This window comes from Methylobacterium sp. HMF5984 (assembly GCF_045033435.1).
Classification (GTDB): Bacteria; Pseudomonadota; Alphaproteobacteria; order Rhizobiales; family Beijerinckiaceae; genus Methylobacterium.
Map to the genome: position 1 here is coordinate 2,899,912 of NZ_JBJFLN010000001.1, position 26,342 is coordinate 2,926,253.

Sequence of the window (26,342 nt, forward strand, 5' to 3'; positions counted from 1 at the left end):
CTGCGAAGTCTCATCGCGCCCTCATCCGAGCAGGTCGGCCGCGGTGACGATCGCCCGCGCGATGTCGGCGATCTTCCGCTTCTCGTTCATCGCCTTCTTGCGCAGCTGCTTGTAGGCCTCGTCCTCGGACAGGCCCTTCATGCTCATGAGGATGCCCTTGGCGCGCTCGATCAGCTTGCGGTCGGCGAGCTCGCCCCGCGCCTCCGACAGCTCCCGTTGCAGCCGCGAGAACGCGTTGAAGCGCAGGATCGCGATGTCGAGGATCGGCTTGATCCGCTCGGGCCGCAGGCCGTCGACGACGTAGGCCGAGATCCCGGCATCGACCGCCGCCTGCATCATCGTGGCGTCCGAGCGGTCGACGAACATCGCCACCGGCCGCTCGACGTGGCGCGCGACCCCCGACATCTGCTCCAGGATGTCGCGGCTCGGACTCTCCAGGTGGATCACCACCACGTCGGGGGCGAGCGCGGCGACGCGCTCCATCAGGTCGGCGGTGTCGGCCATCACCACGACGCGGCCGATCCCGGCGGCGCGCAGGCCCTCCTCCAGGATCGCGGCACGCGCCCGGCTCGGATCGATCACGGCGACGGTGAGGCTGGTTTCGGTCATCGGGGCCCGGCGTTGGGCGGCAAACGGGGCAGCAAGACGGGGCAGCAAGTCGGAGCGTGGCCGCGACGCATGCCGCCGGCCGTGTCGCAAGGCAAGCGGCGTGCCCCGTTCCGGCGGAAGCGCCGCGCCGAGGCGCTCGCCCCGCGGCCCTGATCGCGCCGCGCAACCGAGCGGAAAGGAAACGGTCCAGCTTCCGCCGCAAATGCAGGGCACCTCTGTAGCCGTCGCGACGGTGCGGAGGTTCGAAGGATCGGATGTCGAAGCCAGACCCCTTCGCGGCCCTCGACGGTGGCGGTTCCGGCCGCCTCTCCCTCCCCTTCCTCCCGACCCTGGTGACGGCGCTCGTCCTCGGCGCGGGCTCGCTGATCTGCCGCGAGCCGGCTCCGACGCCGCCCGCTCCGGTTCCGGCGGCCTCGGTCGCGCCCCACGCCTTCCATGCGGCGGCTCCGGTCGAGGCCGCCCTGCCCCGGTTGCCGGCCGCCATCGCCTTCGCGCAGGTGCCGCCGAGCTTCGTCCTGCCGGAGATCCGCACCGCGGCCGCACCGCATCCGGTCGCCCGGGTAGCGACCGCCGCGCCGCTCCGGCGCGCCTGCACCGCCCCGCGCTGCGCGGAGGGGCCGCCGCGCCGGCCCGACCCGTTCTCCGAGATCGTCCGGCCCGCGCCCGTCGAGGCGCAGGCGCAGGCCCGCGACGGCCTGCTGCCGGACCTCGCCCTCCCCTTCGCCCCGGCCGCGCGCGTCGTCGGGGATGCCGCCGCCTACCTGCGCAGCGGGGCCTCGTCGCTCGGCAGCTCGGTCGCGCTCCTGGTCGACCGCCTCAACTGAGGCGGCCCGGAATCCCGCGCGATGCTGCAGTGCGGCCGCCCGACCGGGGCCGCGATCCGTCCCGCACTGCCGCCGCCATCGGATTTCCCGGGCGCGCCCTGGACCGCATCGCGTCGCCGACCTAGGTGCAGTGCATCGGACGGCTGCTGTCGCCGGCCGCGACGGATCCGCTTCATGGCCGCACGCATCGAGGATTACGCGCTCATCGGCGACGGCCGCACCGCCGCGCTGATCAGCCGGCAGGGCAGCGTCGACTGGCTGTGCTGGCCGCGCTTCGATGCCTCCGCCCTGTTCGCCTCCCTCCTCGGCACAGAGGAGCACGGATTCTGGCGCCTCGCGCCGCAGGCCGGGCATGTCGAGACCACCTGGGCCTACCGCGAAGGCAGCCTCGTGCTGGAGACCCACCACAAGACCCGCGAGGGCGAGGTCCGGGTCATCGACTACATGCCCGCCGGCGACGGATCGCACCTGATCCGCCTCGTCGAGGGGCTGCACGGACGCGTCGCGATGCGCATGGATCTCGCGATGCGCTTCGATTACGGCTCGGCCGTGCCGTGGGTGTCGCACAACGAGCTCGGCGACCTCCGGGCGATCTCGGGCCCGCACAAGGCGGTCCTGCGCACCAAGGCGCATCTCAGGGGCCATGGGCAGACCACGGTCTCGGAGTTCACGGTCCATGCCGGCGAGTCGGTCGCCTTCACCTTGAGCTACGGCGCCAGCCACGAGGACGACCCGCCCCCGATCGAGCCGCGCAAGGTGCTGGCCGCCACCGACCAGTTCTGGCGGGACTGGTCCGACCGCTGCGCGAAGGGCACGCCCTGGGACGCGATGCTGAAGCGCTCGCTCCTGACGCTGAAGGCGCTGATCTACATGCCGACCGGCGGCATCGTGGCCGCGCCCACGACCTCTCTGCCGGAGTCGCTCGGTGGCGTCCGCAACTGGGACTACCGGTTCTGCTGGCTGCGCGACTCGACCTTCACCCTGATGGCGCTGATGGATGGCGGCTTCCTCGAGGAGGCGCGGGCGTGGCGCGACTGGCTGCAGCGCGCGGTGGCCGGGAATCCGGAGCAGGCGCACATCCTCTACGGCATCGCCGGCGAGCGGCTGCTGCCCGAGATCGAGCTCGACTGGCTGCCCGGCTACGAGGGCTCGAAGCCTGTCCGGGTCGGCAACGCCGCGGTGTCGCAGTTCCAGCTCGACGTCTACGGCGAGCTGTTCGACGCGCTCTACCAGGCGCGGATGCGCGGCATGCCGACCGACAAGGACGGCTGGCGCGTGGGCCTGGCGATCATCGCGCATCTGGAGAAGGTCTGGAGCGAGCCGGACGAGGGCATCTGGGAGGTGCGCGGCGGCCGCAAGCACTTCGTCCATTCGAAGGTCATGGCCTGGGTCGCCTTCGACCGCGCGATCCGCAGCCACGCCGGCCAGCCCGGCGCCCCCGACGCACCGGTCGCGCGCTGGAAGGCGATCCGCGACCGGATCCACGCGGAGGTGTGCGAGAAGGGGTTCGACCCGGAGCTCAACAGCTTCGTGCAATATTACGGCTCGAAGCAGCTCGATGCGAGCCTGCTGCTGATCGCCCATATGGGCTTCCTGCCCCAGGACGACCCGCGCGTGGTCGGCACCGTCGAGGCGATCGGCCGGGACCTGATGCGCGACGGCTTCATCCTGCGCTACGACACGCAAGGGCAGACCACGGACGGGCTGCCCGGCAACGAGGGCGCGTTCCTGCCCTGCACGTTCTGGTACGCCGACAACCTGATCGGCCTCGGCCGCCGCGCGGAAGCCCGCGCGCTGATCGAGCGCCTGATCGGCATCTGCAACGACCTCGGGCTCGTGTCCGAGGAGTACGACGGGAAGGCCCAGCGGCTGGTGGGCAACTTCCCTCAGGCGTTCACGCATGTTGCGCTCGTGAACACCATCCTCAATTACAGCCGGGCCGAAGGGCCTGCGAAGGAGCGGGGCGGCGCCGACGATTCGGATGCGCCCGCCGGCCGCGGGCCGGGCGCGCAAGTTTCGCGTGAGCACGATCCGCGCGCGGTCGCGAGCAGTCTCGCGCCGCAGTGACGACAACGGGAAAGACGACATCATGAGCGGAGCAGACACCGCGCCCAAGACGGCGCTTTCCGAGATCGACAAGCTCTCGATCGACACGATCCGCACGCTGGCGATCGATGCGGTGCAGAAGGCGAATTCGGGACACGCCGGCGCACCGATGGCGCTGGCGCCGGTCGCCTACACCCTGTGGAACCGCTACCTGCGCTACGATCCGGCGCATCCGCACTGGCCGAACCGCGACCGCTTCGTGCTGTCCTGCGGACACGCCTCGATGCTGCTCTATTCGCTGCTGCACCTCGCCAACGTGGCCGAGACCGACGGCGGCAACGCGCCGGCCGTGACGCTCGACGACATCAAGTCCTTCCGCCAGCTCGACAGCCGCACCCCCGGCCACCCGGAATACCACTTCACCACCGGCGTCGAGACCACCACCGGGCCGCTCGGCCAGGGCGTGGCGAACTCCGTCGGCATGGCGATGGGCGGCCGCTACCTCGGCGAGCACCTGAACAAGCCCGACCTGCCGCTGTTCGACTACAACGTCTACGCTATCTGCTCGGACGGCGACCTGATGGAGGGCGTCGCCTCCGAGGCCGCCTCGATCGCCGGGCACCTGCGCCTGTCGAACCTGTGCTGGATCTACGACAACAACACCATCACCATCGAGGGCCACACCGAGCTGGCCTTCGGCGAGGAGGTCGCCACTCGGTTCCTCGCCTACGGCTGGCAGGTGCTGCGGGTCGCCGACGCCAACGACGTGCACGCGATCTCGGCCGCGATCGAGACCTTCCTGCAGTCGAGCGACCGGCCGACCATCATCGTCGTCAACTCGATCATCGGCTTCGGAGCGCCCAAGAAGCAGAACACCGCGAAGGCCCACTCGGACGCGCTCGGCGAGGACGAGGTCAAGGGCGCCAAGCGCGCCTACGGCTGGCCGGAGGACGCGCAGTTCCTGGTGCCGGACGGGGTGCAGCAGAACTTCGCCGACAACATCGGCAAGCGCGGGGCCGAGCTCTACGACCAGTGGCAGGGCTTCCTGACGTCGGCCAAGGAGGCCGACGCCGAGCACGCGGAATCGCTCGACGCCTTCTTCGAGGGCCGCCTGCCCGAGGGCTGGGACCGGGACATCCCGGTCTTCGAGCCCGATGCCAAGGGGCTCGCGACCCGCGAATCCTCCGGCAAGGTGCTGAACGCCATCGCCCAGCACGTGCCGTTCATGCTCGGCGGCTCGGCCGACCTCGCGCCGTCGAACAAGTCGAACCTCACCTTCGAGGGGGCGGGCTCGCTCACCCCGTTCGAGCCGGGCGGCCGCAACATCCACTTCGGCGTGCGCGAGCACGCCATGGGCTCGATCGTGAACGGGCTCGGGCTCTCCGGCCTCCGGGCCTACGGCGCGACCTTCCTGGTCTTCGTCGACTACATGCGCCCGGCGGTGCGGCTCGCCTCGCTGATGGAGCTGCCGGTCTTCCACATCTTCACCCACGACTCGATCGGCGTGGGCGAGGACGGGCCGACCCACCAGCCGGTGGAGCAGCTCCTGAGCCTGCGCTGCATCCCCGGGCTCGTGACGCTGCGCCCGGCCGACGCCAACGAGGTGGCCGAAGCCTACCGCGTGATCTTCTCGCTGAAGGACCAGCCGGCGGTGCTGGCCCTCTCGCGCCAGCCGCTGCCGACGATCGACCGCACCAAGTTCGCCAGCGCGTCGGGCGTCGCCAAGGGCGGCTACGTGCTCGCGGGCGGCGACGCCACGCCGGAGGTGATCCTGATCGGCTCGGGCTCCGAGGTGCAGCTCTGCATGCAGGCCTACGAGAGCCTGGTCGCGGAGGGGGTGACGGCGCGCGTCGTCTCGATGCCGTCCTGGGACCTGTTCGAGCGTCAGGACGAGGCCTATCGCGAGAGCGTGCTGCCGCCGGCCGTGCTGGCCCGCGTCGCCGTGGAGCAGGGCTCGGCGATCGGCTGGGACCGCTACGCGGGCTCGGCCGGCACGATCATCGGCATGCACACCTTCGGCTCCTCGGCGCCGATCAAGGACCTGCAGGCCAAGTTCGGCTTCACCCCGGAGAAGGTGCTGCTGGCCGCCCGCGACCAGATCGCCAAGCACCGGGGCGCGCGCAAGCCCTAGCGGCCGCGACCCGGGTCTGCGTTCCGTGCCGGAGCCAAGACCCGGGTCGTGTGTTTGATCCCCAGAACATATCGACCAAGACATACCGACCAAGACAGACCCGCCGAGGCCGGCCGACCAGGCCCGGCCGGCATCGACGACGTGAAGACCGACGATCTGCGAGGCATCGACATGAACGCGCTCAAGGCCCTGCACACCGAACAGGATCAGGCGGTCTGGCTCGACTTCGTCGCCCGCGGCTTCATCGCCAAGGGCGAGCTCAAGGCGCTGGTCGAGAACGACGGCCTGCGCGGCGTCACCTCCAACCCGTCGATCTTCGAGAAGGCCATCGGCCATTCCGACGAGTACGATGCCAGCCTCAAGGGCGTGATGGAGCAGGGCGACAGCCGCGTCATCGACCTCTACGAGGGCCTGGCCATCGCCGACATCCAGGCGGCGGCCGACGTGCTGCGCCCGGTCTACGAGGCGTCCGACGGCGCCGACGGCTACGTCAGCCTCGAGGTGTCGCCCTACCTCGCCCTGCAGACCGAGGAGACGCTGGAGGAGGCCCGCAGGCTCCACAAGGCGGTCGGCCGCGACAACCTGATGGTGAAGGTGCCGGCGACGCCGGAGGGCATCCCGGCGATCCGCCAGCTCACGGCGGAGGGCATCTCGATCAACGTCACCCTGCTGTTCTCGCAGGGCGAGTACGAGAAGGTCGCCCGCGCCTTCGTCGAAGGGCTCGCGGAGCGTGCCCGCAACGGCGGCGACGTCTCGCGGATCGCCAGCGTCGCGAGCTTCTTCATCAGCCGCATCGACGTGCTCGTCGACAAGCTGCTGGACGAGAAGATCGCGGCGGCCAACGACCCCGACCAGAAGGCCGCCCTGGAGCACCTCAAGGGCAAGGTCGCGATCGCCAACGCCAAGCTCGCCTACCAGCGCTACAAGGCGGTGTTCGGGGAGGCCGCGTGGACGGGGCTCGCCGAGAAGGGCGCCAAGGCGCAGCGGCTGCTCTGGGCCTCGACCGGCACCAAGAACAAGGCCTACCGCGACGTGCTCTACGTCGAGGAGCTGATCGGCCCGAACACCGTCAACACCATGCCGCCGGCGACCATGGACGCGTTCCGCGACCACGGCGAGGTCCGCAACGCGATCGAGGAGGACGTGGCCGGGGCGGAGGCCGTGATGGCGCGCCTTTCCGAGGCCGGCATCGACATCGACGCGGTGGCCCGGCAGCTGGTCGAGGAGGGGGTGCAGCTGTTCATCGACGCCGCCGACAAGCTGCTCGGCGCGGTCGCCGGCAAGCGCGTGGCGCTGCTCGGCCACCGGCTCGACGGCCAGAGCCTCAAGCTCGGCGACGCGCTCGCGACCGAGACCGGCAAGGCGGTCGAGGCCTGGCGCGCGAGCGGCGCGATCCGCCGGCTCTGGGCGCACGACACGACGGTCTGGTCGGGCGCCGACGAGGACAAGTGGCTCGGCTGGCTCCGCATCGTCGAGGACGAGCTGGAGCGCGCCGACGCCTACGCCGCGCTCTCGGCCTGGGTGCGGAGCCGGGCGTTCAGCGACGTCGTGGTGCTCGGCATGGGCGGGTCGAGCCTCGGCCCGGAAGTGCTCGGCCTGACCTACGGCAACCGCGACGGCTTCCCCAAGCTCTCGATCCTCGACTCGACCCATCCCGACGAGGTCCGTGCGCTCGAGGCCACCCTCGACCTGCCGCGCACGCTGTTCATCGTCGCCTCCAAATCCGGCTCGACGCTGGAGCCGAACGTCTTCCGCGACTACTTCCTGGCGCGGATGAAGGCGGTCGTCGGCGACCGGGCCGGCGAGCATTTCCTCTCGGTCACCGATCCTGGCTCGGCCATGGAGAAGGAGGCCGAGGCCGACGGCTTCCGGCAGATCTTCCACGGCGTGCCGCAGATCGGCGGGCGCTACTCGGTGCTCTCGGCCTTCGGGCTGGTGCCGGCGGCCTGCATCGGCATCGACGTGAAGGATTTCCTGGAGCGGGCGCGGATCATGGTGCGCTCCTGCGGCCCGGCCGTGCCGCCGACCGAGAACCCCGGGGTGCTCCTCGGCGCCGCGATGGGGACTGCGGGGCTGGCCGGCCGCGACAAGGTGACGATCGTCGCCTCGCCGGCGATCGCGAGCTTCGGCGGCTGGGCCGAGCAGCTCATCGCGGAATCGACGGGCAAGCAGGGCAAGGGCCTGATCCCGATCGACGGCGAGCCCGTCGACGTGCCGGCCGCCTACGGCCACGACCGCGTCTTCGTCTACCTGCGCCTCGACGGCCATGCCGACGAGCGCCAGGACGAGACCCTGCGCGGCCTGGAGCGCGACGGTCATCCGGTGGTGCGCATCACCCTCGACACGGTGGAGCAGCTGCCGCAGGAGTTCTTCCGCTTCGAGATGGCGACCGCGGTGGCCGGTGCCCTGCTCGGCATCAACCCGTTCGACCAGCCCGACGTCGAGGCGAGCAAGATCGAGACGAAGAAGCTGTTCGAGGCCGCCGAGGCGAGCGGCGCGCTGCCGCCCGAGACGCCGGTGTTCGAGGACGAGACCATCGCCCTTTACGCCGACCCGGCCAATGCCGGTGCGCTGCCGGCGGCGGCGACGGACGGCCTCGAGGCCGGGCTCAAGGCGCAGGTCGCCCGGCTCAAGGCCGGCGACTACCTGGCGCTGCTCGCCTACGTGCCCCGCAACGCGGCGAACCACGCCACGCTGCAGCAGGCCCGCCTCGCGATCCGCGACGCGAAGCACGTCGCGACCTGCCTCGAGTTCGGGCCGCGCTTCCTGCACTCGACGGGGCAGGCCTACAAGGGCGGCCCCGACAGCGGCGTGTTCGTGCAGATCACCGCCGATCCGACCGAGGATCTCGCGATTCCGGGGCGCAAGCTCGGCTTCGGCACGGTGGTCGCGGCGCAGGCGCGCGGCGACCTGTCGGTGCTGTCCGAGCGCGGGCGCCGCGCCTTGCGGATCCACATCAAGGGCGGCGACGTCCCGGCGGGCCTCAAGCGGATCGCCGCGGCCCTGACCGCCGCCGCGGGCTGAGCGACCCGACGCACGATCGCGCCCGGCTCCGCCACGCGGGCGCCGCCGGGCATGAGGGGCCCGACCCCGATAGAGTCTCAAACGGAGTGCCAAACCAATGCAGCTCGGCATGATCGGCCTCGGCCGGATGGGTGGCAACATCGTCCGGCGCCTCCTCCGCGACGGGCACACCGCGGTGGTCTTCGACCAGAACCCGGAGGCGGTGAAGGCTTTGGTCGAGGCCGGCGCGGTCGGCGCCGACAGCCTGGAGGACTTCGTCGGCAAGCTCGACGTTCCGCGGGCCGCCTGGGTGATGCTGCCGGCCGGCGCCATCACGGAGGGAACCGTCAAGACCCTGTCCGGCCTGATGCAGGCCGACGACGTGATCATCGACGGCGGCAACTCGTTCTACGGCGACGACGTGCGCCGCGCCGGCGAGCTCAAGGGCAAGGGCATCCACTACGTCGACGTCGGCACCTCGGGCGGCGTCTGGGGGCTGGAGCGCGGCTACTGCATGATGATCGGCGGCGACACCGCCGCCGTCGGCAGGCTCGATCCGATCTTCGCGACGCTGGCGCCCGGCATCGGCGACATCCCGCGGACGCCGGGCCGCGAGGGGCGCGACCCCCGCGCCGAGCAGGGCTACATCCATGCCGGCCCGAGCGGGGCGGGCCACTTCGTCAAGATGATCCACAACGGCATCGAGTACGGGCTGATGCAGGCCTATGCCGAGGGCTTCGACATCCTCAAGCACGCCGACAGCGAGAACCTGCCGCCCGAGCGCCGGTTCGACCTCAACCTCGGCGACATCGCCGAGGTCTGGCGCCGCGGCAGCGTGGTCTCGTCCTGGCTCCTCGACCTGACGGCGAACGCGCTGGCGACCGACGAGAAGCTCGACGACTATTCCGGCTACGTCGAGGATTCCGGCGAGGGGCGCTGGACGATCAATGCGGCGATCGAGGAATCCGTCCCGGCCACCGTGCTCTCGAACGCCCTCTACCGCCGCTTCCGCTCGCGCGAGGACGCCTCCTACGCCGACAAGATGCTGTCGGCGATGCGCAAGGGCTTCGGCGGGCACCAGGAGCCCAAGAAGTCATGACGGCCGCGCTGCCGCCCGATGCCGTGGTCCTGCCCGATGCCGACGCCGTGGCCCACGAGGCGGCGGAGCGCCTGATCGCCGCCTGCGAGGCCTCCCGATCCGAGCGGATCGCGATCGCCCTGTCCGGCGGCTCGACGCCGAAGCGGCTCTATGCGCTGCTGGCCGGCCCGGACCATGTCGGCCGCGTGCCGTGGGACCGGGTCCACTGGTTCTTCGGCGACGACCGGGCGGTGCCGTGGGACCACGCCGACAGCAACGTCCGCATGGTCCGCGAGGCCTTCGGCCACGGCACGGCGGTGCCGGCGGCGCACCTGCACTTCATCCCGACCGACGCGGGGCCCGAGGCCGCGGCCGAGACCTACGCGCGCACGCTCCTGGAATTCTACGGCGCCGACCGGCTCGATCCGGGCCGCCCGCTGTTCGACTGCGTCCTGCTCGGGCTCGGCGAGGACGGACACACCGCCTCGCTGTTCCCGGGCAAGCCGGCCCTGTCCGAGACGGCCAGGCTCGTCGCCCCCGTGCCCGAGGCCGGGCTCGCGCCCTTCGTGCCCCGCGTGACGCTGACCTATCCGGCGCTCGCGTCCTCCGCCCTGGTCCTGTTCCTGGTGAGCGGCGAGAGCAAGCGCGCGGCGCTCCGGCGGCTCGCCGCGGGCGAGGATCTCCCGGCCGGGCGGGTGACGAGCCAGGGCCGGATCGCCTGGCTGCTCGATGCGGCCGCGGCCGCGTGACGGGACCGCCCCCGCGGGCCGCCGGCCCCTGACCGGCGGCCCGCGGGGATCGGCTCAGCGATGGCGGCGGTGACGGCGCATCATCGGCCTGCGTGCCGTCATGCTGCCCATGCGCGCGGTCCGATGCTGGCCGGCGAAGGTGCTGTTGCCGGTCGCCGCCGCGTTGCGGTCGAGGCCGTCGCCGGCGGCGGCGTGGCCCGGCAGGCTCGATCCTGCCAGGAGGCCGAGGGCCAGCGTCGCGCCGAGGAGGAGGGTCTTCATGTCGGGATGGCTTTCTCGAGGATGCGATCGTCGTGCCCGAACGGGCTTCGGGCAGGCGGGTATCCATCTGCTCAAGGCATCGTGACCGACGGCACCGGGGGAGATCCGAGGCGGGCGCCTCGCCCACGAAGTCCCGCGGCGGCGATGCACCTGCGGCCATGGCGTCGGGGGGCGGTGCTCTGCTAGGTCAGGCGTCTTCGGGACGGCCGAGAGGGACGCTATGATCGACGGGGTGCGGATTCTGGTCCTGGCAGCGCTCGCCGGCGTCGCCGTCGCGGGGCCGGCCACGGCGCAGGGCGCCAAGCCCGCCTTCGTGTTCACCGGCATCCCCGACCAGGACGAGAGCCGGCTGGTCGAGCGCTTCGGCAAGGTCGCGGCCTACCTCGAAGGCAAGCTCGGCGTGCCGGTGACTTACATCCCGGTGAAGAACTATCCGGCGGCCGTCACCGCCTTCACCAACGGGCAGGTGCAGCTCGCCTGGTTCGGCGGCTTCACCGGCGTGCAGGCCCGCAAGGCCGTGCCGGGCTCGCAGGCGATCGCGCAAGGGGCCGAGGATGCCGCCTTCAAGACCTACCTCATCGCCAACGCGAAGACCGGCCTTGCGAAGGCGGCCGACTTCCCGACGGATATCGCCGGCAAGAGCTTCACCTTCGGCTCGCGCGCCTCGACCTCGGGGCGGCTGATGCCGGAATACTTCATCCGGCAGGCCTTTCCCGGCAAGACCCCCGAGCAGGTCTTCCCGACGGTGGGCTTCTCGGGCGATCACAGCCGGACGATCCAGCTCGTCCAGTCGGGGGCCTTCGCCGTCGGCGCGGTCGACTACTCGGTCTGGGATCTCGACACCAAGGCCGGCAAGGTCGACCCCAAGGCGGTCTCGGTGATCTGGGAGAGCCCGACCTTCCCCGACTACCAGTGGACGGTCCGCGGCGACGTCGACGCGATCTACGGCGAAGGCTTCACCGCGCGGCTGAAGGCGGCGCTCGTCGGCATCACCGATCCGGCGATCCTCGCGCCGTTCGGCCGCTCGAAGTTCATCCCCGTCGACAACGCGGCCTACGCGCCGCTGATCGCGGTGGGCCGGTCGACCGGCCTGCTCGACTGACCCGACGATGGCCGAACCTGCGATCCGGCTGACGAACGCGAGCGCCGCCTACGACGGGCGCGCGGTGCTCTCCGGCATCGACCTGACGGTCCGCGCGGGCGAGCGGGTCGCGCTGATGGGGCGTTCCGGCGCCGGCAAGTCGACGCTGATCGGCCTGATCCAGGCGCAGGCCCCGGAGCGGGTCGCCCTGGTGCCGCAGGCGGCCGCGCTCGTGCGGACGCTGTCGGTGTTCCACAACGTCTACATGGGCCGGCTCGACCGCCGCTCGACCCTGCACAACCTGCGCACCCTAGCCTTCCCCGCCGCCGCCGACCTCGCCGAGATCCGCGCGGTGCTGGCCCGCGTCGGGCTGGCGGAGAAGATCCGCGACAAGGCCGGCGCGCTGTCGGGCGGGCAGCAGCAGCGGGTCTCGGTCGCCCGCGCGCTCTACAACGGCCGGCCGATCCTGGTCGGCGACGAGCCGGTCTCGGCGCTGGACCGGATGCAGGGCGCCGCGGTGCTCGCCGAGATGGCCCGCAGCCACGAGACCCTGGTGGTGGCCCTCCACGACGTCGCGCTGGCGCTCGCCCACACCGACCGGATCGTGGTGCTGGATGCCGGCCGCATCGTCCTGGACGCGCCGGCCCGCACCCTCGACGCCGCCGCGCTGAGCCCCTTCTACCAGGCGGCGGCGTGATCGGGCGGCAGCGCTCCGCCCCGGGCTACGCCGCCGTCAGCCGCTGGTTCGCGGCCGCGGCGCTCGCCGCGCTGTTTCTCGCCGACCTGCACGTCACCAGCTTGAACCCCTGGGCCGATCTCCAGCGCCTGCTGGCCGGGCTGATCCGGCCGGACCTGCTCTCGGTGGAGGGCTGGAGCGTCGTCTACACCGTCGCCTTCGCGGTGCTCGGCGTGACGTGTGGGGCCGGCACCGGGTTCCTGCTGGCGATTCCCTTCGCGCGGTTCCGCAGCATCCGCCTCCTCTGCGCCGGGCTCCGCGCCGTGCACGAGCTGTTCTGGGCGCTGCTGCTGATGCAGGTGTTCGGGCTCTCGGCCACCACCGGCATCCTCGCCATCGCCCTGCCCTACGCGGGCATCTGCGCGAAGGTCTATTCGGAGATCATCGAGGAGGCCGACCTCTCGGCCCTGCGGGTGCTGCCCGAGGGCACGGGCAGCGTCTCCGCCTTCCTCTACGCCCGCCTGCCGGAGGTCGCCGGGTCCTTCCGGCACTACACGCTCTACCGCTTCGAATGCGCCATGCGCTCGACCCTGGTGCTCGGCTTCATCGGCCTGCCGACCATGGGGTTCTATCTCGAATCCGCCTTCCGGCAGGGGCGCTACGCCGAGGCCGGCGCGCTGCTCCTGGTGTTCTACGCGCTGATCGGCTCGCGCCGGCTCTGGGTGCGGGTGGGGTCCGTGCCGGTGCTGATCGCGGCGAGCGCGCTGGCGCTGCCGGCCACGATCGGCACCACGAACGTCGGCGCCAGCCTCCTCCGCTTCCTCACCCACGACGTCGTCCCCGCGCCCCTGCGCGGCGCCAGCCTTCTCGATCCCGAAACCCTGCCCCGCCTCTGGGCCTGGTTCGTGCCGATCCTGACCGGGCAGATCCTCCCCGGCGCGGTGCAGACGCTGGTGCTGGCGCAGATCGCCCTCGTCGCCACCGCCCTCGGCGCGCTCGTGCTGTTCCCGCTGGTGTCGCGCCGGTTCTCCGGCCGGTTCGGGTCGCCCGCGGGGCGCGTGCTCCTCGTGGTGCTGCGCTCGACGCCGGAATACATGCTCGCCTACGTGCTGCTGCAGATGCTCGGCCCCTCGATGCTGCCGGCGATCCTCGCGCTGTCGATCCACAACGCCGGCATCGTCGGCTATCTGATGGGCCGCCACGCCGACGCGCTGCCCTACCGGGCGGACGCGCCGCGCGGCCTGAACCTCTACGCCTACGAGACCGTGCCGCGGCTCTACGGGCAGTTCCTCGCCTACCTGCTCTACCGCTGGGAGCTGATCCTGCGCGAGAGCGCGATCTTCGGCATCCTCGGCGTCGCGACGCTCGGCTACTACGTCGACGCCGCGATCTCGGAATTGCGCCTCGACGTCGCCGTGGTGCTGATCGCCGCCACCGCCGCGATGACGGTCGCGGTCGACGCCGCGTCGCGGGCGCTGCGGACGGCGTTGCGCATCAACACCCTGCCGACGCGGCTCGCCGACCCGGTGACGGGCCCCCCGCCGGCGCCCGCCCGGGCCTGAGATCGGATGCCAACCATGCTCAACTGCGCGATCCTCGACGACTACCAGGGCGTCGCCACCACGCTGGCGGACTGGTCTCCCGTCCGGGACCGGGTCGCGCTGCGGACCTTCCGCGCGGGCTTCGCGACGCAGGACGCGCTGGTCGAGGCCATCGCCGAGTGCGAGATCGTGGTGATGATGCGCGAGCGCACGCCGTTCCCGGCCGCCCTGCTCGCGCGCCTGCCGAAGCTGAAGCTCCTGGTCACGTCCGGCATGCGCAACGCGAGCATCGACCTCGCGGCGGCCAAGGCACGCGGCATCACCGTCTGCGGCACGGCGAGCGGTTCCGAGCCGCCGGTGGAGCTGACCTGGGCGCTGATCCTGGGCCTCGCCCGCCGCGTCGTGCCGGAGGCGAACGCGCTCCGGGCCGGCGGCTGGCAGACGAGCGTGGGCGCGGATCTCGCCGGCCGCCGCCTCGGCATCCTGGGGCTCGGCAAGATCGGGACCCGCGTCGCCCGCATCGGCCAGGCCTTCGGCATGGCGGTCTCGGCCTGGAGCCCGAACCTCACGGCGGAGCGGGCGGCGGAGGCCGGCGTCGCGCTTGCGCCGTCCAAGGCGGACCTGCTGGCCGGGAGCGACGTGGTCTCGATCCACCTGGTGCTGGGCGAGCGCACCCGCGGGCTCGTCGACGCCGCGGCGCTGGCGCTGATGCAACCCCACGCCCTGCTGATCAACACCGCGCGGGCGGGCCTCGTCGACGGGCCGGCGCTGCAGGCCGCGCTCCGGGACGGGCGGATCGGCGGGGCCGGCCTCGACGTGTTCGAGACCGAGCCGCTGCCGGCGGACTCGCCCTGGCGCAGCCTGCCGAACCTGCTGGCCCTGCCCCATCTCGGCTACGTCAGCGAGGCGAACTACCGCACCTACTTCTCCGAGGCGGTGGCCGACATCCAAGGGTTTCTCGACGGCGCGCCGGTGCGGGTGATCGGGTGACGGTCGCGATCGTCGCCGGATCGCCCGCGGGTCCCTTCTCCCAGGGGGAGAAGGACAGGATGAGGGGCGTGCGTCGTCCGGAGAGGCTGCACCTCTCACGCCGGTTCTCGGGTTCCAGGCTATCGGATTCGCCCCTTCCGCACCGATGAGCGGAAGGAGTAAGCTCCCCCACCCCGAGCGCTCGCGGGTCGAGGCATGAGACCCCTACGGAGAGGTCACGCCCCTCATCCCACCCTTCTCCCCCTGGGAGAAGGCGCCACGGAGCGCTGCCCCGGGCTCACCCCTTCACCAGCGGGCAGCCCCCCTCGGCCAGCGGGCGGAACACCTCGTTGCCGGGGTTGACCGCCAGGACGTTGTAGAGGTCCCACTCGCCCTTGGACTCGGCGGGCTTCTTGACCTCGAACAGGTACATGTCGTGGATCTTGCGCCCGTCGGCGCGGATCGTGCCCCTGCCGAACAGCGGGTCGTCGGTCGGCATCGCCTTCATCTTGGCGACGACGGCCGCGCCGTCCTTCGCCGAATGGAGCGCGGCCACCGCCTTGAGGTAGTGCAGGAAGCCGCCGTAGACGCCGGCCTGGTAGGCGGTGGGCTTGCGGCCGCCGTCGCGCTTGGCGAAGCGCTCGGAGAAGGCGCGGGTCTGGTCGTTCAGGTCCCAGTAGAACGCCTCCGTCAGCGTCAGCCCCTGGGCGATCGTGGTGCCGAGCGCGTGGATGTCGGTCGAGGAGATCAGGAGGGCCGCCAGCGCCTGCCCGCTCTCGCGGATGCCGAACTCGTGCGCCTGCTTGATCGCGTTGGCGGCGTCGCCCCCGGCGTTGGCGAGGCCGATCACCTTGGCGCCCGAGCCCTGCGCCTGGATCAGGAACGAGGAGAAGTCGGCGGTCGGGAACGGCGTCTTGACGGTGCCGAGCACTGTGCCGCCGTTCTTGAGCACCACCGCGCGGGTGTCGCGCTCCAGCGCCAGGCCGAAGGCGTAGTCGGCGGCGAGGAAGAACCAGGTGTCGCCGCCGCGCTTCAGCATCGCCTTGCCGTTGCTGGTGGCGAGCGCCACCGTGTCGTAGGTCCAGTGCACGGTGTTGGGGGTGCATTGCGCGCCGGTGAGGTCCGGCGTGCCGCCGCCGGAATTCACGAACACCTTGTTCTTCTCGCGGGTGATCGCGTTGACGGCCAGCGCCACCGAGGAGGTCGGCACGTCGAACACCGCGTCGACCCCGTCGCGATCGTACCATTGCCGGGTCAGCGCGGCGCCGATGTCGGGCTTGTTCTGGTGGTCGGCGGAGACGATCTCGACGGTCAGCCCGTGCTCGGCCGGCTTGAAGTCTTCGAGCGCCAGGCGCGCGGCGATCACCGCGCCCTCGCCGGTGGAGTCGGAATAGACCCCCGAGCGGTCGTTGAGCACGCCGATCTTGACGGTCGCGAGGTCCGCCGGGGCGGTCTTCTCCTGTGCGAGCGCCGCGTGCGCGCCGACGAGGCAGGCGGCCGCGGTGACGAGGTGGCGGATCATGGCGTCTCTCCCGAGGGACGCCGCCGGCAGCGTTCATCGCCGCTCGGCCTTCGCGTCCGGACGCCATTGAGCGCGAAAGGCGGCCGCCTGTCAGCCGTCCGTCGTGCCGGATCGGGCCGGCTGTAACCGGGGTGCGCGCGGACGGGCGGCCTCAGCCGGCCGCCAGCCCCGGGACCGGCACGCCGAACGCCTGCGCCAGCAGGACCGCGTTGAGGCAGAGCACGAGGGCCGCGCCCGCCACCGCCGCGACCTGCGTCGCCCGCCGGTTGGCGAAGGCGCCCATCAGGTCCGGGCGGCGGGTGAACAGCACCAGCGCGATCATCGGCACCGGCAGCGCCAGCGACAGCACCACCTGCGAGAGCACCAGCGCGCGGGTCGGGTCGACGCCGATCCCGATCACCACGAAGGCCGGCACCATCGTCGCCAGCCGCCGCACGATCAGCGGCACGCGCCAGCCCAGGAAGCCCTGCATCACCATCTGCCCGGCCATCGTGCCGACCACCGAGGACGAGACGCCGGACGCGATCAGCGAGACCAGGAACGCGCCCGCGGCCGCCGGGCCGAGCAGCGGCGTCAGCGTCCTGTAGGCCTGGTCGATCTCGGCGACCTCGCTGTGGCCGAGGTGGAAGGCGGCCGCCGCCATGATCACCATGGCGATGTTGACCAGGCCGGCGAGCGCCAGCGCCACCACCACCTCGCGGTTCGAGTAGCGCAGGAGCAGGCGCCGGTCGGCGTCGTTGCGGACCCCGCCGCGTCCCTGCGTCAGCCCCGAATGCAGGAACAGCGCGTGCGGCATCACCGTGGCACCGATGATGCCGACGGCGATGGTCAGCGCCTCGGCGTCCGGGATCCGCGGCGTCGTCAGCCCCCTGGCCGCGTCGGCCCAGGCGATCGGCGCGATGAACAGCTCGATCGCGTAGCAGAGGCCGATGGTCGCCACCATCGCGCCGATGACGATCTCCATCCAGCGGAATCCGCCGCGCTCGAGCAGCAGGATCGCGTAGGTGACGACGGCCGTGACCACCATGCCGGCGAACAGCGGCATCCCGGTGAGCAGGGCCAGGCCGATCGCGCCGCCGAGGAATTCCGCGAGGTCGGTGGCCATCGCGGCGAGCTCGCTCACCGCCCACATCGCGAGCCGCACCGGCCTCGGGAACTCGTCGCGGCAGAGCTCGGCGAGGTTGCGGCCGGTGACGATGCCGAGCTTGGCCGAGAGCGCCTGGAACAGCATCGCCACGAGGTTGGCGGCGAGCACCACCCAGAGCAGGCCGTAGCCGTACTTGGCGCCGGCCTGGATGTTCGTCGCGAAGTTGCCGGGGTCCATGTAGGCGATCGACGCCATCACGGCCGGCCCGGTGAACAGCAGGAAGCGGCCGCGCCCGACGGCCCGCCCGTCGAGCACGTCGCGGATGCGCCGCTCCGTGCGGAGGCTCAGGCTGTCGCGCTGCGGTGCGGTCCGGCCGCCGGCCGGCGTGTCCGCGATGGGTTGGTCCATGAACGTCGCCGCGATCCTGCCCGGCCCCGTGCCGCGCGCTTTATAGCATGAGCTATAAAGATGTGCTCGGGCTCAAGGTCAAGATCGAATCTTGCGCGCGCCCGGGGCTCCCCTTCCGCGCCGCTTTTGCTAAACAGGCTGCCTGCGCCGCAGCCGCCCGGCCTATGGGTGTGATCGCAGGCTTCGGGCGCGAAACCGCAAAGCGTTTCCGCGCGACCTGCCCAAGGGGGGAGAGAGCCGGCACCATGCAGGATCCGCCACGATCCGAGCCCGCGCTCATCGACCCGGAGGTCCATGTCGAGAGCTTCCGGCAGGCCCGCGAGGCCCGGCGCTCCGAGCTCGTCGAGGACTACGTCGAGCTGATCGCCGACCTGATCGGCGACGGCGGCGAGGCGCGCCAGGTCGACATCGCCGCCCGCCTCGGCGTGGCGCAGCCGACCGTCGCCAAGATGCTGAAGCGGCTGGCCGAGGACGGCCTCGTGCAGCAGCGCCCCTATCGCGGCGTGTTCCTCACCGAGGCCGGACGGGCGCTCGCGAGCCAGGCGCGCGAGCGCCACCGCATCGTCGAGCGCTTCCTGTGCGCCCTCGGGGTCAGCCCCGAGACCGCGCGGCGCGACGCCGAGGGCATCGAGCACCATGTCAGCGGCGAGACCCTGGAGGCGTTCCGGCGCTTCTGCGAAGGCCGGCCCGACGCGTGACGCTCGGCGCCTTCGACCCGGGTCGGAGGCATCCGCCGCAGCGGCGGCCCACGTTCGCGCCTGCGGCCGAGCCTCGTCGCCCCCGAAGGCGGATCTCACCCGAACAGGTCGACGGTGGTGAAGCCGCGGGCTTCCAGGCGCTCGGCGAGCACGCGCCGGTGGCAGCGCTCGGGGTCGCGCTCGAAGCAGAGCAGGCAGGTCGGCGCGGCCTCGGCCATCCCGGCGAGCGCATCGAGGGCGAGGCCGCCGTCGGCGGTGTCGAGCACGGCCTCGCAGTAGATCCTGCGCATCAGCGCCGCGTCGTGGCCGCGGGCCGCCTCGCGCCCGGCCTTCGGCGTGCCGAGGCTGCGCAGGTGGGCGTAGGCGAGGCCCGCCTCCTCGATCCCGGCCTTGAGCGCCCCCTTCGAGAACCCGCGCTTGCGCGAGTTGGCGACCGCCCGCACGTCCGCGAGCAGGCCGCATCCGGCCTCGCGGAGCGCGGCGGTCAGGCGCTCCGGATCGAGCCCTTCGTAGCCTATGGTGAACAGAACCTTACCCAACCCGAGCCCTCCGAAGAAGCGTGGCGGCAGCGTGACTTAACCCGCGGCGCGCGGGCCGGCGCGGACGCGCTCCACGCGGTCATGTGTCTCGTCCGACACGGGTTCCGGAATTCCGCCGCATTGACGGCAAAAGTCTGTTAACCGCCCCGGGGCCATCGAATAGCTCTGTTGTGGCGCTTCACCAGATGGCGGGCCGGGCATCGATGTCGCTGAGGAATGCTCGTCCCGTGGATCTCGCCTCGACCTCGGCCGCCCTGCGCGCGGTCGCCAAGCGCATCCTGGCGGCGACGCTTCTGGCGAGCCTCGCGGCTTGCGCCTCCAACAACGACTTCTACCCGACGAACGGCGACGCGAAGCCCCATCCGGGCGTCGCGCGGGCCAAGAGCCATCCGATCCAGGGCATCGACATCTCGAAGTGGCAGGGACCGGTCGACTGGGCCTCGGTGCGCGCCGCCGGCACCCAGTTCGCCTTCATCAAGGCGACGGAGGGCGGCGACCACGTCGACGACCGCTTCCGCGCCAACTGGGACGCCGCCGGCCAGGCGGGCGTGCCGCGCGGCGCCTACCACTTCGTGTTCTGGTGCCGCTCGGCCAAGGAGCAGATGGACTGGTTCAAGAAGAACGTCCCCAACGACCCGACCGCCCTGCCCCCGGTGCTGGACGTGGAGTGGAACGGCCATTCGCAGACCTGCCCGAAGAAGCTGCCGAAGGCGCAGGCCCTGGCGATGACGACCTACATGCTCGAGGAGATGGAGCGGTACACCGGCAAGCGGCCGATCATCTACACCGACATCACCTTCCACAAGGACGTGCTCGAGGGCGAGCTGCCGGATTACCCGCATTGGCTGCGCTCGACCGCAGCCGAGCCCGAGCAGCGCTTCGCCAACCGCAAGTGGATGCTGTGGCAGTTCACCTCGACCGGCCGCGTGCCGGGGGTGCGCGGCGACGTCGACCGCAACGCCTTCTACGGGACGCCGGCCGAGTGGGCCTCGTTCCTCTCGACCGATTGCGACCCACGCGAGCACCGCCGCCTCTCCGAGCAGGGCCTCTGCACCGGCAAGTAGAAAGCCGGCCGGCACCCCTCTGAAAGCGCTTCCCGCCGACGCGCGATCGCGCCGGCGCAGCCGCGCGCAAATGTCGAAAAATCATCGAATTCGCGCGTCTTCTGTCCACTAATGGACGGACTGCGGCCGGGTCGCTCCTGTAGGTTGTGACGATCCGCCCTCCACCGTCGAATCGCATGTCGGTCGCGTCTTCCTCCCCGTTCGACGGCAACCGCCTGCTCGAGAGCCTGCGCGGCGCCGACCGCGCCCTGCTGGCGCCGCATCTCGAGCCGGCCGCCTACGAGAAGGGCGACGTGCTCTTCGCCACCGGCGCCGAGGTCGGCGCGATCACGTTTCCCTGCCGGCAGACGGTCGTGACCCTGCTGATCGCGATGCAGGACGGCCGCAGCGCCGAGACCGCCACGATCGGCTGCGAGGGCGCCGTCGGCGGCGCGGTCAGCGACGGCCGGGTTCCCGCCTCCACCAGCGCGGTCGTGCAGGTCGGCGGACCGGCCCTGCGCCTGGATGCGGCGCGCCTGCAGGAGGCCAAGCGCCGCTCGGCGAGCCTGCGCGCCCTGTTCACCCGCTACGCCGACTGCCTGCTGGCGCAGGTGCTGCAATCGGTGGCCTGCAACGCCCTGCACCCGATCGAGGCGCGCTGCCTGCGCTGGCTGCTGACCCTCCAGGACCGGATCGACGGCGACGTGCTGCCCGTGACCCACGAGCAGCTCGCCGCGATGCTCGGGGTCCAGCGCACCTATCTCACCCGCATCCTCAGCACGCTGCAGGCGCAGGGCCTGCTGCGCGTCGGGCGCGGCCGCATCACGATCCTCGACCGCACCGCGATGGTGGACGCCGCCTGCGAGTGCCACGGCGTCGTCCGCCGCCACTACGACACCGTGCTCGGCAGCATCCACGCCGTCGGCGGCGCGTCGGAGCGCGCGGCGGCGACCGACCGCGACGAGGGCGGAAGGAGGCGGGATGCGGCGCGCTGAACCCCGCTTCCCCATCCCAAGGCCCGAGGCCGCCGCGGCGTGCGGATCGCCGCGGACGCCGCGGTGAGCGCCCCGTCCGCCCTTCCCGACCGACCGGTACGGGCCGCGCCCCGCGCGGATTCCGGAGCGCATCCGGCCAAGACCGGCTTCGACGACACCGTGCTGCTCGCGCGTGCGCTCCTCGGTGCGCCGGCCTCCTTCCTCGGCCTCGTCGACGGCGACGGCTTGGCGGTGGCGGCACGCCTCGGGATCGCCGCGCCCGACGGGCGGGCGCTGGCACGGCTGCTCTCGCGAGGGGGGCTCGATCGGGGCGGAGGCGTCCGCCAGGGACAAGTCCTCCCCCACGGCGACATCTTCCGAGACGACCTCTGCGTCCTGCCCGACCTCCGCGTCCTCGCCGACCGGGGCGCGGGGCCCGGTGGAGGCGCGCTCCCGTTCGGCTTCCTCGCGGCGCTCCGCCTCGTCTCGCGCGACGGCGTCCCGCTCGGGACGCTCTGCGTCCTCGACACCCTGCCGCGCGCCGGCCTCGCGCCCGGCCAGGAGGCGGCCTTCCGGGCGCTCGGGCGCCGCACGGTCGGCCTGCTGGAGAGCCGCGCCGCCCTTGACCGTCGGGAGGCGCGCCTCGCCCGGCAGCGCCAAGCCCTCGCGGCGCGCGCCGCCACCACCGTCCGCCTCGGCGAGAGCGCGCTGCTGATGCGGCTGGCGATCGAGGCGACCAAGATCGGGATCTGGGACTACGACCCGCTCGCCGACCGCCTCGATTGCGATGCCCACGCCCTCCGGCTGCTCGGGCTCGACGCGGCGCAGCCAGCGAACCTGGCGCGGAACTTCCTGCGGGCGATCCACCCGGACGACCGGATGCGGGCCGCCGCCGACCTGCGCACCGCCCTCGACCCGGAGGGCGACGGGCGGTTCCGCGGCGACTACCGGCTGGCGCGGCCCGACGATGCGCCCTTCTGGGTCGCGATCTGCGGCCGTCCGGTGCTCGCCGGCGGCCGGGCCAACCGGATCGTCGGGAGCGTCCGGGACGTCACCGCGCGCAAGGTCGCAGACCTCGCCTCGGAGGCCGTCCGCGAGCGCTACCGCCTGATCGCGCGGGCGACCAGCGACGCGATCCGCGACTGGGATCTCGTCGCCGACACGGTCACGTGGAACGAGGCGCTCCAGACCGCCTACGGCTGGGCTCCGGACGGCGAGGCCGCCACCGGGGCATGGTGGCTGGCGCAGGTCCACCCGGCCGACCGCGACCGGGTCGAGGCGGCGCTCGGTACCGCGATCCGGAGCGGGAGCGACGCCTGGAGCCTCGAATACCGCTTCCTGCGCGCCGACGGACGCCACGCCGACGTGCTCGACCGCGGCTACGTGATCCGCGACGCGGACGGCACGCCGGTGCGCATGGTCGGCGCGATGCTCGACCTGAGCGAGCGCAACCGCGCCGAGGCCGATGTCCGCGCGATCTTCGAGGGCGCCAACGTCGGCATCGTCCAGCTCGATCCGCACAGCCTGGAGGTGCTGAGCGTCAACGCCAAGCTCTGCGCCATCTGGGGCGCGCCGGCCGCCGCCATCGTCGGCCGGTCGGTGGCGCTGTGGACCCCGCAGGAGGATGCGGCCGAGCGCGACACCCTGCACCGGCGCCTCGCCGCCGGCGAGGTCCTGCGCGAGACCCTGGAGAAGCGCTACCGCCGTGCCGACGGCCGCATCATCTGGGCCCGGGTCAACCTCGTGTCGCAGGCGCTGGGCGACCGGCTCCAGACCACCGCGATGATCGAGGACATCACGCTGGAGCGCACCACCGAGGCGCGCCACCGTGCGCTCATCGCGCTGGGCGACGCGCTGCGCGACGCCTCGGGCCGGACCGAGGCGATCGGTGCCGCCGCCGCGATCCTCGGCGCGACGCTTCCGGCGACGCGGGCGGGCTACGGCGCCGTCGATGTCGCGGGCGGCGTGTTCCAGGTCGAGGCCGCCTGGACCGCGGCGGACGCCGATCCGGCCGGCCCGCCGCCGCCCTGCCCGCTCACCGCCTTCCCCGAGACCCTGGCGCGCCTGGCCTCGGGCCTGCCGCAGGCGATCCCCGATATCGCCGATCCGGCGCTGGCCGGCGATGCCGCGGCCTATGCCGGCATGGGCGCACGGGCCGCGATCAATGTCCCGCTGACGCGGCTCGGCCGGCTCGCCGGGGTACTGTTCGTCCACGACCGCGCGCCGCGCGCCTGGGCCGCCGGCGAGATCGCCTTCGTGCGCGAGGTCGCCGAGCGGCTCTGGGGCACGCTCGGGCGCATCCAGGCCGAGGACCAGCAGGCGCTCCGTAACCGCGAGCTCAGCCACCGCCTCAAGAACACCCTCGCGATGGTCCAGGCCATCGCGTCGCAGACCCTGCGCAACGCCCCCGATTTCGAGAGCGCCAAGGAGGCGCTCGCCGCCCGGCTGATCGCCCTGGGCAAGGCGCACGACATCCTCCTGACGGGCGCGCGCGAGAGCGCCGGCATCGCCGCGGTGATCGCCGGGGCGCTGGCGATCCACGACGACGGCCAGGCCGGGCGCCTCGCCCTCGACGGGCCGGAGATCGAGGTCGGCCCGAAGGCGGCGCTGTCGCTGGCGCTGATGATGCACGAGCTCGCCACCAACGCGGCCAAGTACGGCGCGCTCTCGGTGCCCGGCGGCCGCGTGGCCGTGACGTGGTCGCTCGATGCCGACGCCATGGTGCGGATGCTGTGGACCGAGCGCGGCGGTCCCAAGGTCGCGCCGCCGACGCGGAAGGGCTTCGGGTCGCGGCTGATCGAGCGCGGGCTCGCGGGCGCGGTCGGGGGCGCGGTCGGCCTCGCCTACGAGCCCGACGGGGTCGTCTGCCGCGTCGAGGCACCGCTGTCGGGCTTCCAGGCCGTGGAGTAGGCCGCGCCCGGGTCGGCGCGGGATGAGACCGCCCCGCCAAAGCGTCTCTTACGGTATCCGTCGTCCGATCCCACATCCTCCGAGATGTTCTTCCGCCGCGCCCGAAGCGACAGCTTGTGCGACCTGCCCGGTCTGGAGACCGCGCGATTGTCGATCGACGTGCTGATTCCGGGCGATGCGGAGGCGCTGCGGAGCCTCACCGACGACCCGGCGATCACCGGCGCCGTCGATTTCCTGCCCGCGCCCTTCACGCTCGAGGATGCCCGCAGGCTCATCGCCTCGGGACGCCGCCGCGAGGATCGGTTCTTCGGCGCCCGGACGCGCGAGGGCCGAACCCTGGTCGGGGTGGTCGGGACGCACCTGCGCGGAACCGAGGCGGTCGAGATCGGCTACTGGGTCGGCGGCGCCGCCCGGGGGCGCGGCCTCGCCACGGAAGCGGTGTCGGGCATCCTGGGATCGCTGTCGCTGCGCTTTCCGGCCCGCACGATCGTTGCCGAGTGCCGTCCCGGCAACGTCGCCTCCTGGGGGCTCCTGACCAAGCTCGGGTTCCGCGACACCGGCGAGGAGGGGCACCGCCCGGGCCGGCGGCTGATGGCGCGGCGGGCGATCTGAGGAGGGCTCGCGCGTCCCGACGCCCGCCCGCCAGACCTCGGCAAGGCGGGAACGATTTCGATCGTCTGGGCAAATTTACCGGGTTCGCGTGCAGATTAGGACCGTGATAACCGATACATAGGAACATGCTCCACGGACTTGAGGTGGGGCGCGGGCATGGACAGCGCGGAAAACGGCTTCGTCGACGCGCGCGAAACCATGCGCGAACGCGTCGGCGGCTGGGCGGTCCGCCGCCGCATCGCGCAGGCCGGGCCGACCCTGCTTCTCGTCGTCGGCGCCCTGCTCCTGCCGAACGCGCTGGCCATCCTGGCAAGCCTCTGGATCGGCATTCCGGCACGATCCGCGCCGATCGCGGCCTACGTCGTCGTGATCCTGGTCGGCATCCGGCTGCCGCCCCTCGCCGTGGTGCCGCTCTACCTCACGGTCGTGGCCTTCGACCTGCTGATGATCGTCACCGAGATCTTTTTCCTCGACATCGGATCCATCCATCACAACCTCGATGCCCTGACGCATGTCCGGTTGCTGAGCTCGCCGCTCTATGCGGGGCTCACGGCGGCCCTGACGGCATTCGTCGCGGCCGGCCTGTGGTTCCTCGTGCGCTACAGGGCACCCATGGCCCGAGGCAACAGGATCGTCCTCGCCCTGGCGGTGTCGGGATTCCTGTTCGCCGACATCGCGATCAACAGCTCGGCCAGCCTTTCTCTCGGCCCGGCCGCCGCCATCGGTCAGCCCTTCCAATCCGCGGTCCAGGCGTCGGGCTTCGCCGCCCTGACGGAGCCGTCGCCGCGGAAGCCGAACGTCCTTCTCGTGCTCGTCGAGAGCCTGGGCGTCCTGCGCGACCCGCGCCAGAGGGAGGTGCTGTTCTCCGCCTTCGACGACGCGGCCTTGAGGGAGGCCTTCAGCATCACGACCGGCACGACGAGCTTCTCCGGGGCGACCTCGTACGGGGAGATGCGCGAGCTCTGCCATTCGCGCTCGGCCTACACCGTTCTCCTCGACGGGCACGGACCGACCTGCCTTCCGGCCCAGCTCGCCGCGCGAGGCTACCGCACCGTCTCGGTCCACGGGTTCACGAGCGCCTTCTACGATCGGTCGTCCTGGTACCCGAAGGCGGGCTTCGTCCGAAGCGTGTTCCAGGACACCGCGACCTCGGCCTACACGCGGCACTGCGGCGGCGCGTTCGTCGGCCCCTGCGACGTCGACATCGCCGAAACCATCGACGACCGGCTGTCGAAGGCGACGCAGCCGCTGTTCGTGTACTGGGTCACGCTCAATTCCCATGTCCCGGTCAGGCCCGGGGAGGCGACGCCGCGCCACGACTGCAAGACCGGTGGGCCCTTCGGCGATCCGGAGGTCTGCGCGATGGCCGAGATCTGGGAGGACCTGTTCGCGGCGGTCTCGCGTCTCGCGATCCGCAATCCGGGTACGGAGATCCTCCTGGTCGGCGATCATGCCCCGCCGCTCTGGCGCCGGGCGGCCCGCGTCCGCTTCGAGCCGGACCGGGTTCCCTGGATCCGGCTCGCGCCGCGCCATCCGGCGACGCCCGTCCTGTACCGGACGGCATCCCCGCAATAGCTTCCG

The 26,342-nt window shown here is 72.1% G+C and carries 21 protein-coding genes; 16 read left to right on the forward strand and 5 right to left on the reverse strand.

Going from position 1 to position 26,342, the window contains the following annotated elements:
• Nucleotides 1–21 precede the first annotated feature (21 nt).
• The gene (locus ACFZ8E_RS14080; RefSeq protein ID WP_147729847.1) at nucleotides 22–609 is read right to left on the reverse strand and encodes an ANTAR domain-containing response regulator; all 588 of its coding nucleotides are present in this window, start codon (nucleotides 607–609) and stop codon (nucleotides 22–24) included.
• 254 nt (nucleotides 610–863) lie between these two features.
• On the opposite strand from ACFZ8E_RS14080, the gene ACFZ8E_RS14085 reads away from it, so the two are divergent.
• The 6 genes from ACFZ8E_RS14085 (at nucleotide 864) to pgl (ending at nucleotide 10,440) form a co-directional block, all read left to right on the forward strand.
• A complete protein-coding gene (locus ACFZ8E_RS14085; RefSeq protein WP_243948842.1) occupies nucleotides 864–1,433 on the forward strand; it encodes a hypothetical protein in 570 nt (189 codons plus the stop codon).
• Nucleotides 1,434–1,607: 174 nt separating this feature from the next.
• A complete protein-coding gene (locus ACFZ8E_RS14090) occupies nucleotides 1,608–3,500 on the forward strand; it encodes a glycoside hydrolase family 15 protein (RefSeq protein WP_147841742.1) in 1,893 nt (630 codons plus the stop codon).
• Nucleotides 3,501–3,522: 22 nt separating this feature from the next.
• Nucleotides 3,523–5,610 (forward strand): transketolase, encoded by a 2,088-nt coding sequence (tkt, locus tag ACFZ8E_RS14095; RefSeq protein WP_405043013.1) that lies wholly within the window; start codon nucleotides 3,523–3,525, stop codon nucleotides 5,608–5,610.
• A gap of 171 nt (nucleotides 5,611–5,781) precedes the next feature.
• The gene (locus ACFZ8E_RS14100; RefSeq protein WP_405043014.1) at nucleotides 5,782–8,634 is read left to right on the forward strand and encodes a bifunctional transaldolase/phosoglucose isomerase; all 2,853 of its coding nucleotides are present in this window, start codon (nucleotides 5,782–5,784) and stop codon (nucleotides 8,632–8,634) included.
• A 97-nt stretch (nucleotides 8,635–8,731) separates the two neighbouring features.
• The gene (gene gnd / locus ACFZ8E_RS14105; protein WP_243933167.1) at nucleotides 8,732–9,712 is read left to right on the forward strand and encodes a phosphogluconate dehydrogenase (NAD(+)-dependent, decarboxylating); all 981 of its coding nucleotides are present in this window, start codon (nucleotides 8,732–8,734) and stop codon (nucleotides 9,710–9,712) included.
• A complete protein-coding gene (pgl, locus tag ACFZ8E_RS14110; protein WP_243935957.1) occupies nucleotides 9,709–10,440 on the forward strand; it encodes a 6-phosphogluconolactonase in 732 nt (243 codons plus the stop codon). Before gnd ends, pgl begins: the two co-directional genes overlap by 4 nt.
• 54 nt (nucleotides 10,441–10,494) lie before the next feature.
• Here the strand turns inward: pgl and ACFZ8E_RS14115 are convergent, their stop codons facing one another.
• The gene (locus ACFZ8E_RS14115; protein ID WP_147841738.1) at nucleotides 10,495–10,701 is read right to left on the reverse strand and encodes a hypothetical protein; all 207 of its coding nucleotides are present in this window, start codon (nucleotides 10,699–10,701) and stop codon (nucleotides 10,495–10,497) included.
• 232 nt (nucleotides 10,702–10,933) lie between these two features.
• On the opposite strand from ACFZ8E_RS14115, the gene ACFZ8E_RS14120 reads away from it, so the two are divergent.
• From ACFZ8E_RS14120 to ACFZ8E_RS14135, 4 genes are read left to right on the forward strand one after another with little or no spacing between them, the layout of a single operon-like run.
• A complete protein-coding gene (locus ACFZ8E_RS14120; protein WP_405043016.1) occupies nucleotides 10,934–11,803 on the forward strand; it encodes a putative selenate ABC transporter substrate-binding protein in 870 nt (289 codons plus the stop codon).
• Nucleotides 11,804–11,810: 7 nt separating this feature from the next.
• Nucleotides 11,811–12,479: an ATP-binding cassette domain-containing protein gene (locus ACFZ8E_RS14125; protein WP_243933172.1), complete on the forward strand. Its 669-nt coding sequence runs from the start codon at nucleotides 11,811–11,813 to the stop codon at nucleotides 12,477–12,479.
• Nucleotides 12,476–14,020: an ABC transporter permease gene (locus tag ACFZ8E_RS14130; protein ID WP_243985984.1), complete on the forward strand. Its 1,545-nt coding sequence runs from the start codon at nucleotides 12,476–12,478 to the stop codon at nucleotides 14,018–14,020. Before ACFZ8E_RS14125 ends, ACFZ8E_RS14130 begins: the two co-directional genes overlap by 4 nt.
• Before the next feature lie 15 nt (nucleotides 14,021–14,035).
• Nucleotides 14,036–14,989 carry a D-2-hydroxyacid dehydrogenase family protein gene (locus ACFZ8E_RS14135; RefSeq protein WP_405044383.1) on the forward strand — a complete coding sequence of 318 codons (954 nt, stop codon included), beginning with the start codon at nucleotides 14,036–14,038 and terminating at the stop codon, nucleotides 14,987–14,989.
• 277 nt (nucleotides 14,990–15,266) lie between these two features.
• Here the strand turns inward: ACFZ8E_RS14135 and ACFZ8E_RS14140 are convergent, their stop codons facing one another.
• Nucleotides 15,267–16,490, reverse strand: a complete 1,224-nt coding sequence (locus tag ACFZ8E_RS14140; protein ID WP_405043017.1) for an ABC transporter substrate-binding protein — start codon at nucleotides 16,488–16,490, stop codon at nucleotides 15,267–15,269.
• 151 nt (nucleotides 16,491–16,641) lie between these two features.
• A complete protein-coding gene (locus ACFZ8E_RS14145) occupies nucleotides 16,642–17,985 on the reverse strand; it encodes an Nramp family divalent metal transporter (RefSeq protein WP_243985990.1) in 1,344 nt (447 codons plus the stop codon).
• Nucleotides 17,986–18,230: 245 nt separating this feature from the next.
• Here ACFZ8E_RS14145 and mntR point away from each other — a divergent pair, with 245 nt between their 5' ends.
• The gene (gene mntR / locus ACFZ8E_RS14150) at nucleotides 18,231–18,683 is read left to right on the forward strand and encodes a manganese-binding transcriptional regulator MntR (RefSeq protein WP_147727183.1); all 453 of its coding nucleotides are present in this window, start codon (nucleotides 18,231–18,233) and stop codon (nucleotides 18,681–18,683) included.
• Between the two features lie 95 nt (nucleotides 18,684–18,778).
• On the opposite strand, the gene ACFZ8E_RS14155 is transcribed toward mntR, so the two are convergent.
• Nucleotides 18,779–19,222, reverse strand: a complete 444-nt coding sequence (locus ACFZ8E_RS14155) for a DUF488 family protein (RefSeq protein ID WP_147841730.1) — start codon at nucleotides 19,220–19,222, stop codon at nucleotides 18,779–18,781.
• A gap of 203 nt (nucleotides 19,223–19,425) precedes the next feature.
• Between ACFZ8E_RS14155 and ACFZ8E_RS14160 the strand changes: the two genes are divergently transcribed.
• The 5 genes from ACFZ8E_RS14160 (at nucleotide 19,426) to ACFZ8E_RS14180 (ending at nucleotide 26,336) form a co-directional block, all read left to right on the forward strand.
• On the forward strand, nucleotides 19,426–20,286 hold the full coding sequence (locus ACFZ8E_RS14160; protein ID WP_405043018.1) for a GH25 family lysozyme: 861 nt from the start codon (nucleotides 19,426–19,428) through the stop codon (nucleotides 20,284–20,286).
• A 176-nt stretch (nucleotides 20,287–20,462) separates the two neighbouring features.
• Entirely contained in the window at nucleotides 20,463–21,260 is a 798-nt protein-coding gene (locus tag ACFZ8E_RS14165; RefSeq protein ID WP_243948832.1) for a Crp/Fnr family transcriptional regulator, read from the forward strand.
• Nucleotides 21,261–21,323: 63 nt separating this feature from the next.
• The gene (locus ACFZ8E_RS14170; protein ID WP_405043019.1) at nucleotides 21,324–24,149 is read left to right on the forward strand and encodes a PAS domain-containing protein; all 2,826 of its coding nucleotides are present in this window, start codon (nucleotides 21,324–21,326) and stop codon (nucleotides 24,147–24,149) included.
• An 84-nt stretch (nucleotides 24,150–24,233) separates the two neighbouring features.
• Nucleotides 24,234–24,761 carry a GNAT family N-acetyltransferase gene (locus tag ACFZ8E_RS14175; protein ID WP_147727647.1) on the forward strand — a complete coding sequence of 176 codons (528 nt, stop codon included), beginning with the start codon at nucleotides 24,234–24,236 and terminating at the stop codon, nucleotides 24,759–24,761.
• 156 nt (nucleotides 24,762–24,917) lie between these two features.
• Nucleotides 24,918–26,336, forward strand: coding sequence for a sulfatase-like hydrolase/transferase (locus ACFZ8E_RS14180; protein ID WP_405043020.1), 1,419 nt, complete (start codon nucleotides 24,918–24,920; stop codon nucleotides 26,334–26,336).
• Nucleotides 26,337–26,342 lie beyond the last annotated feature (6 nt).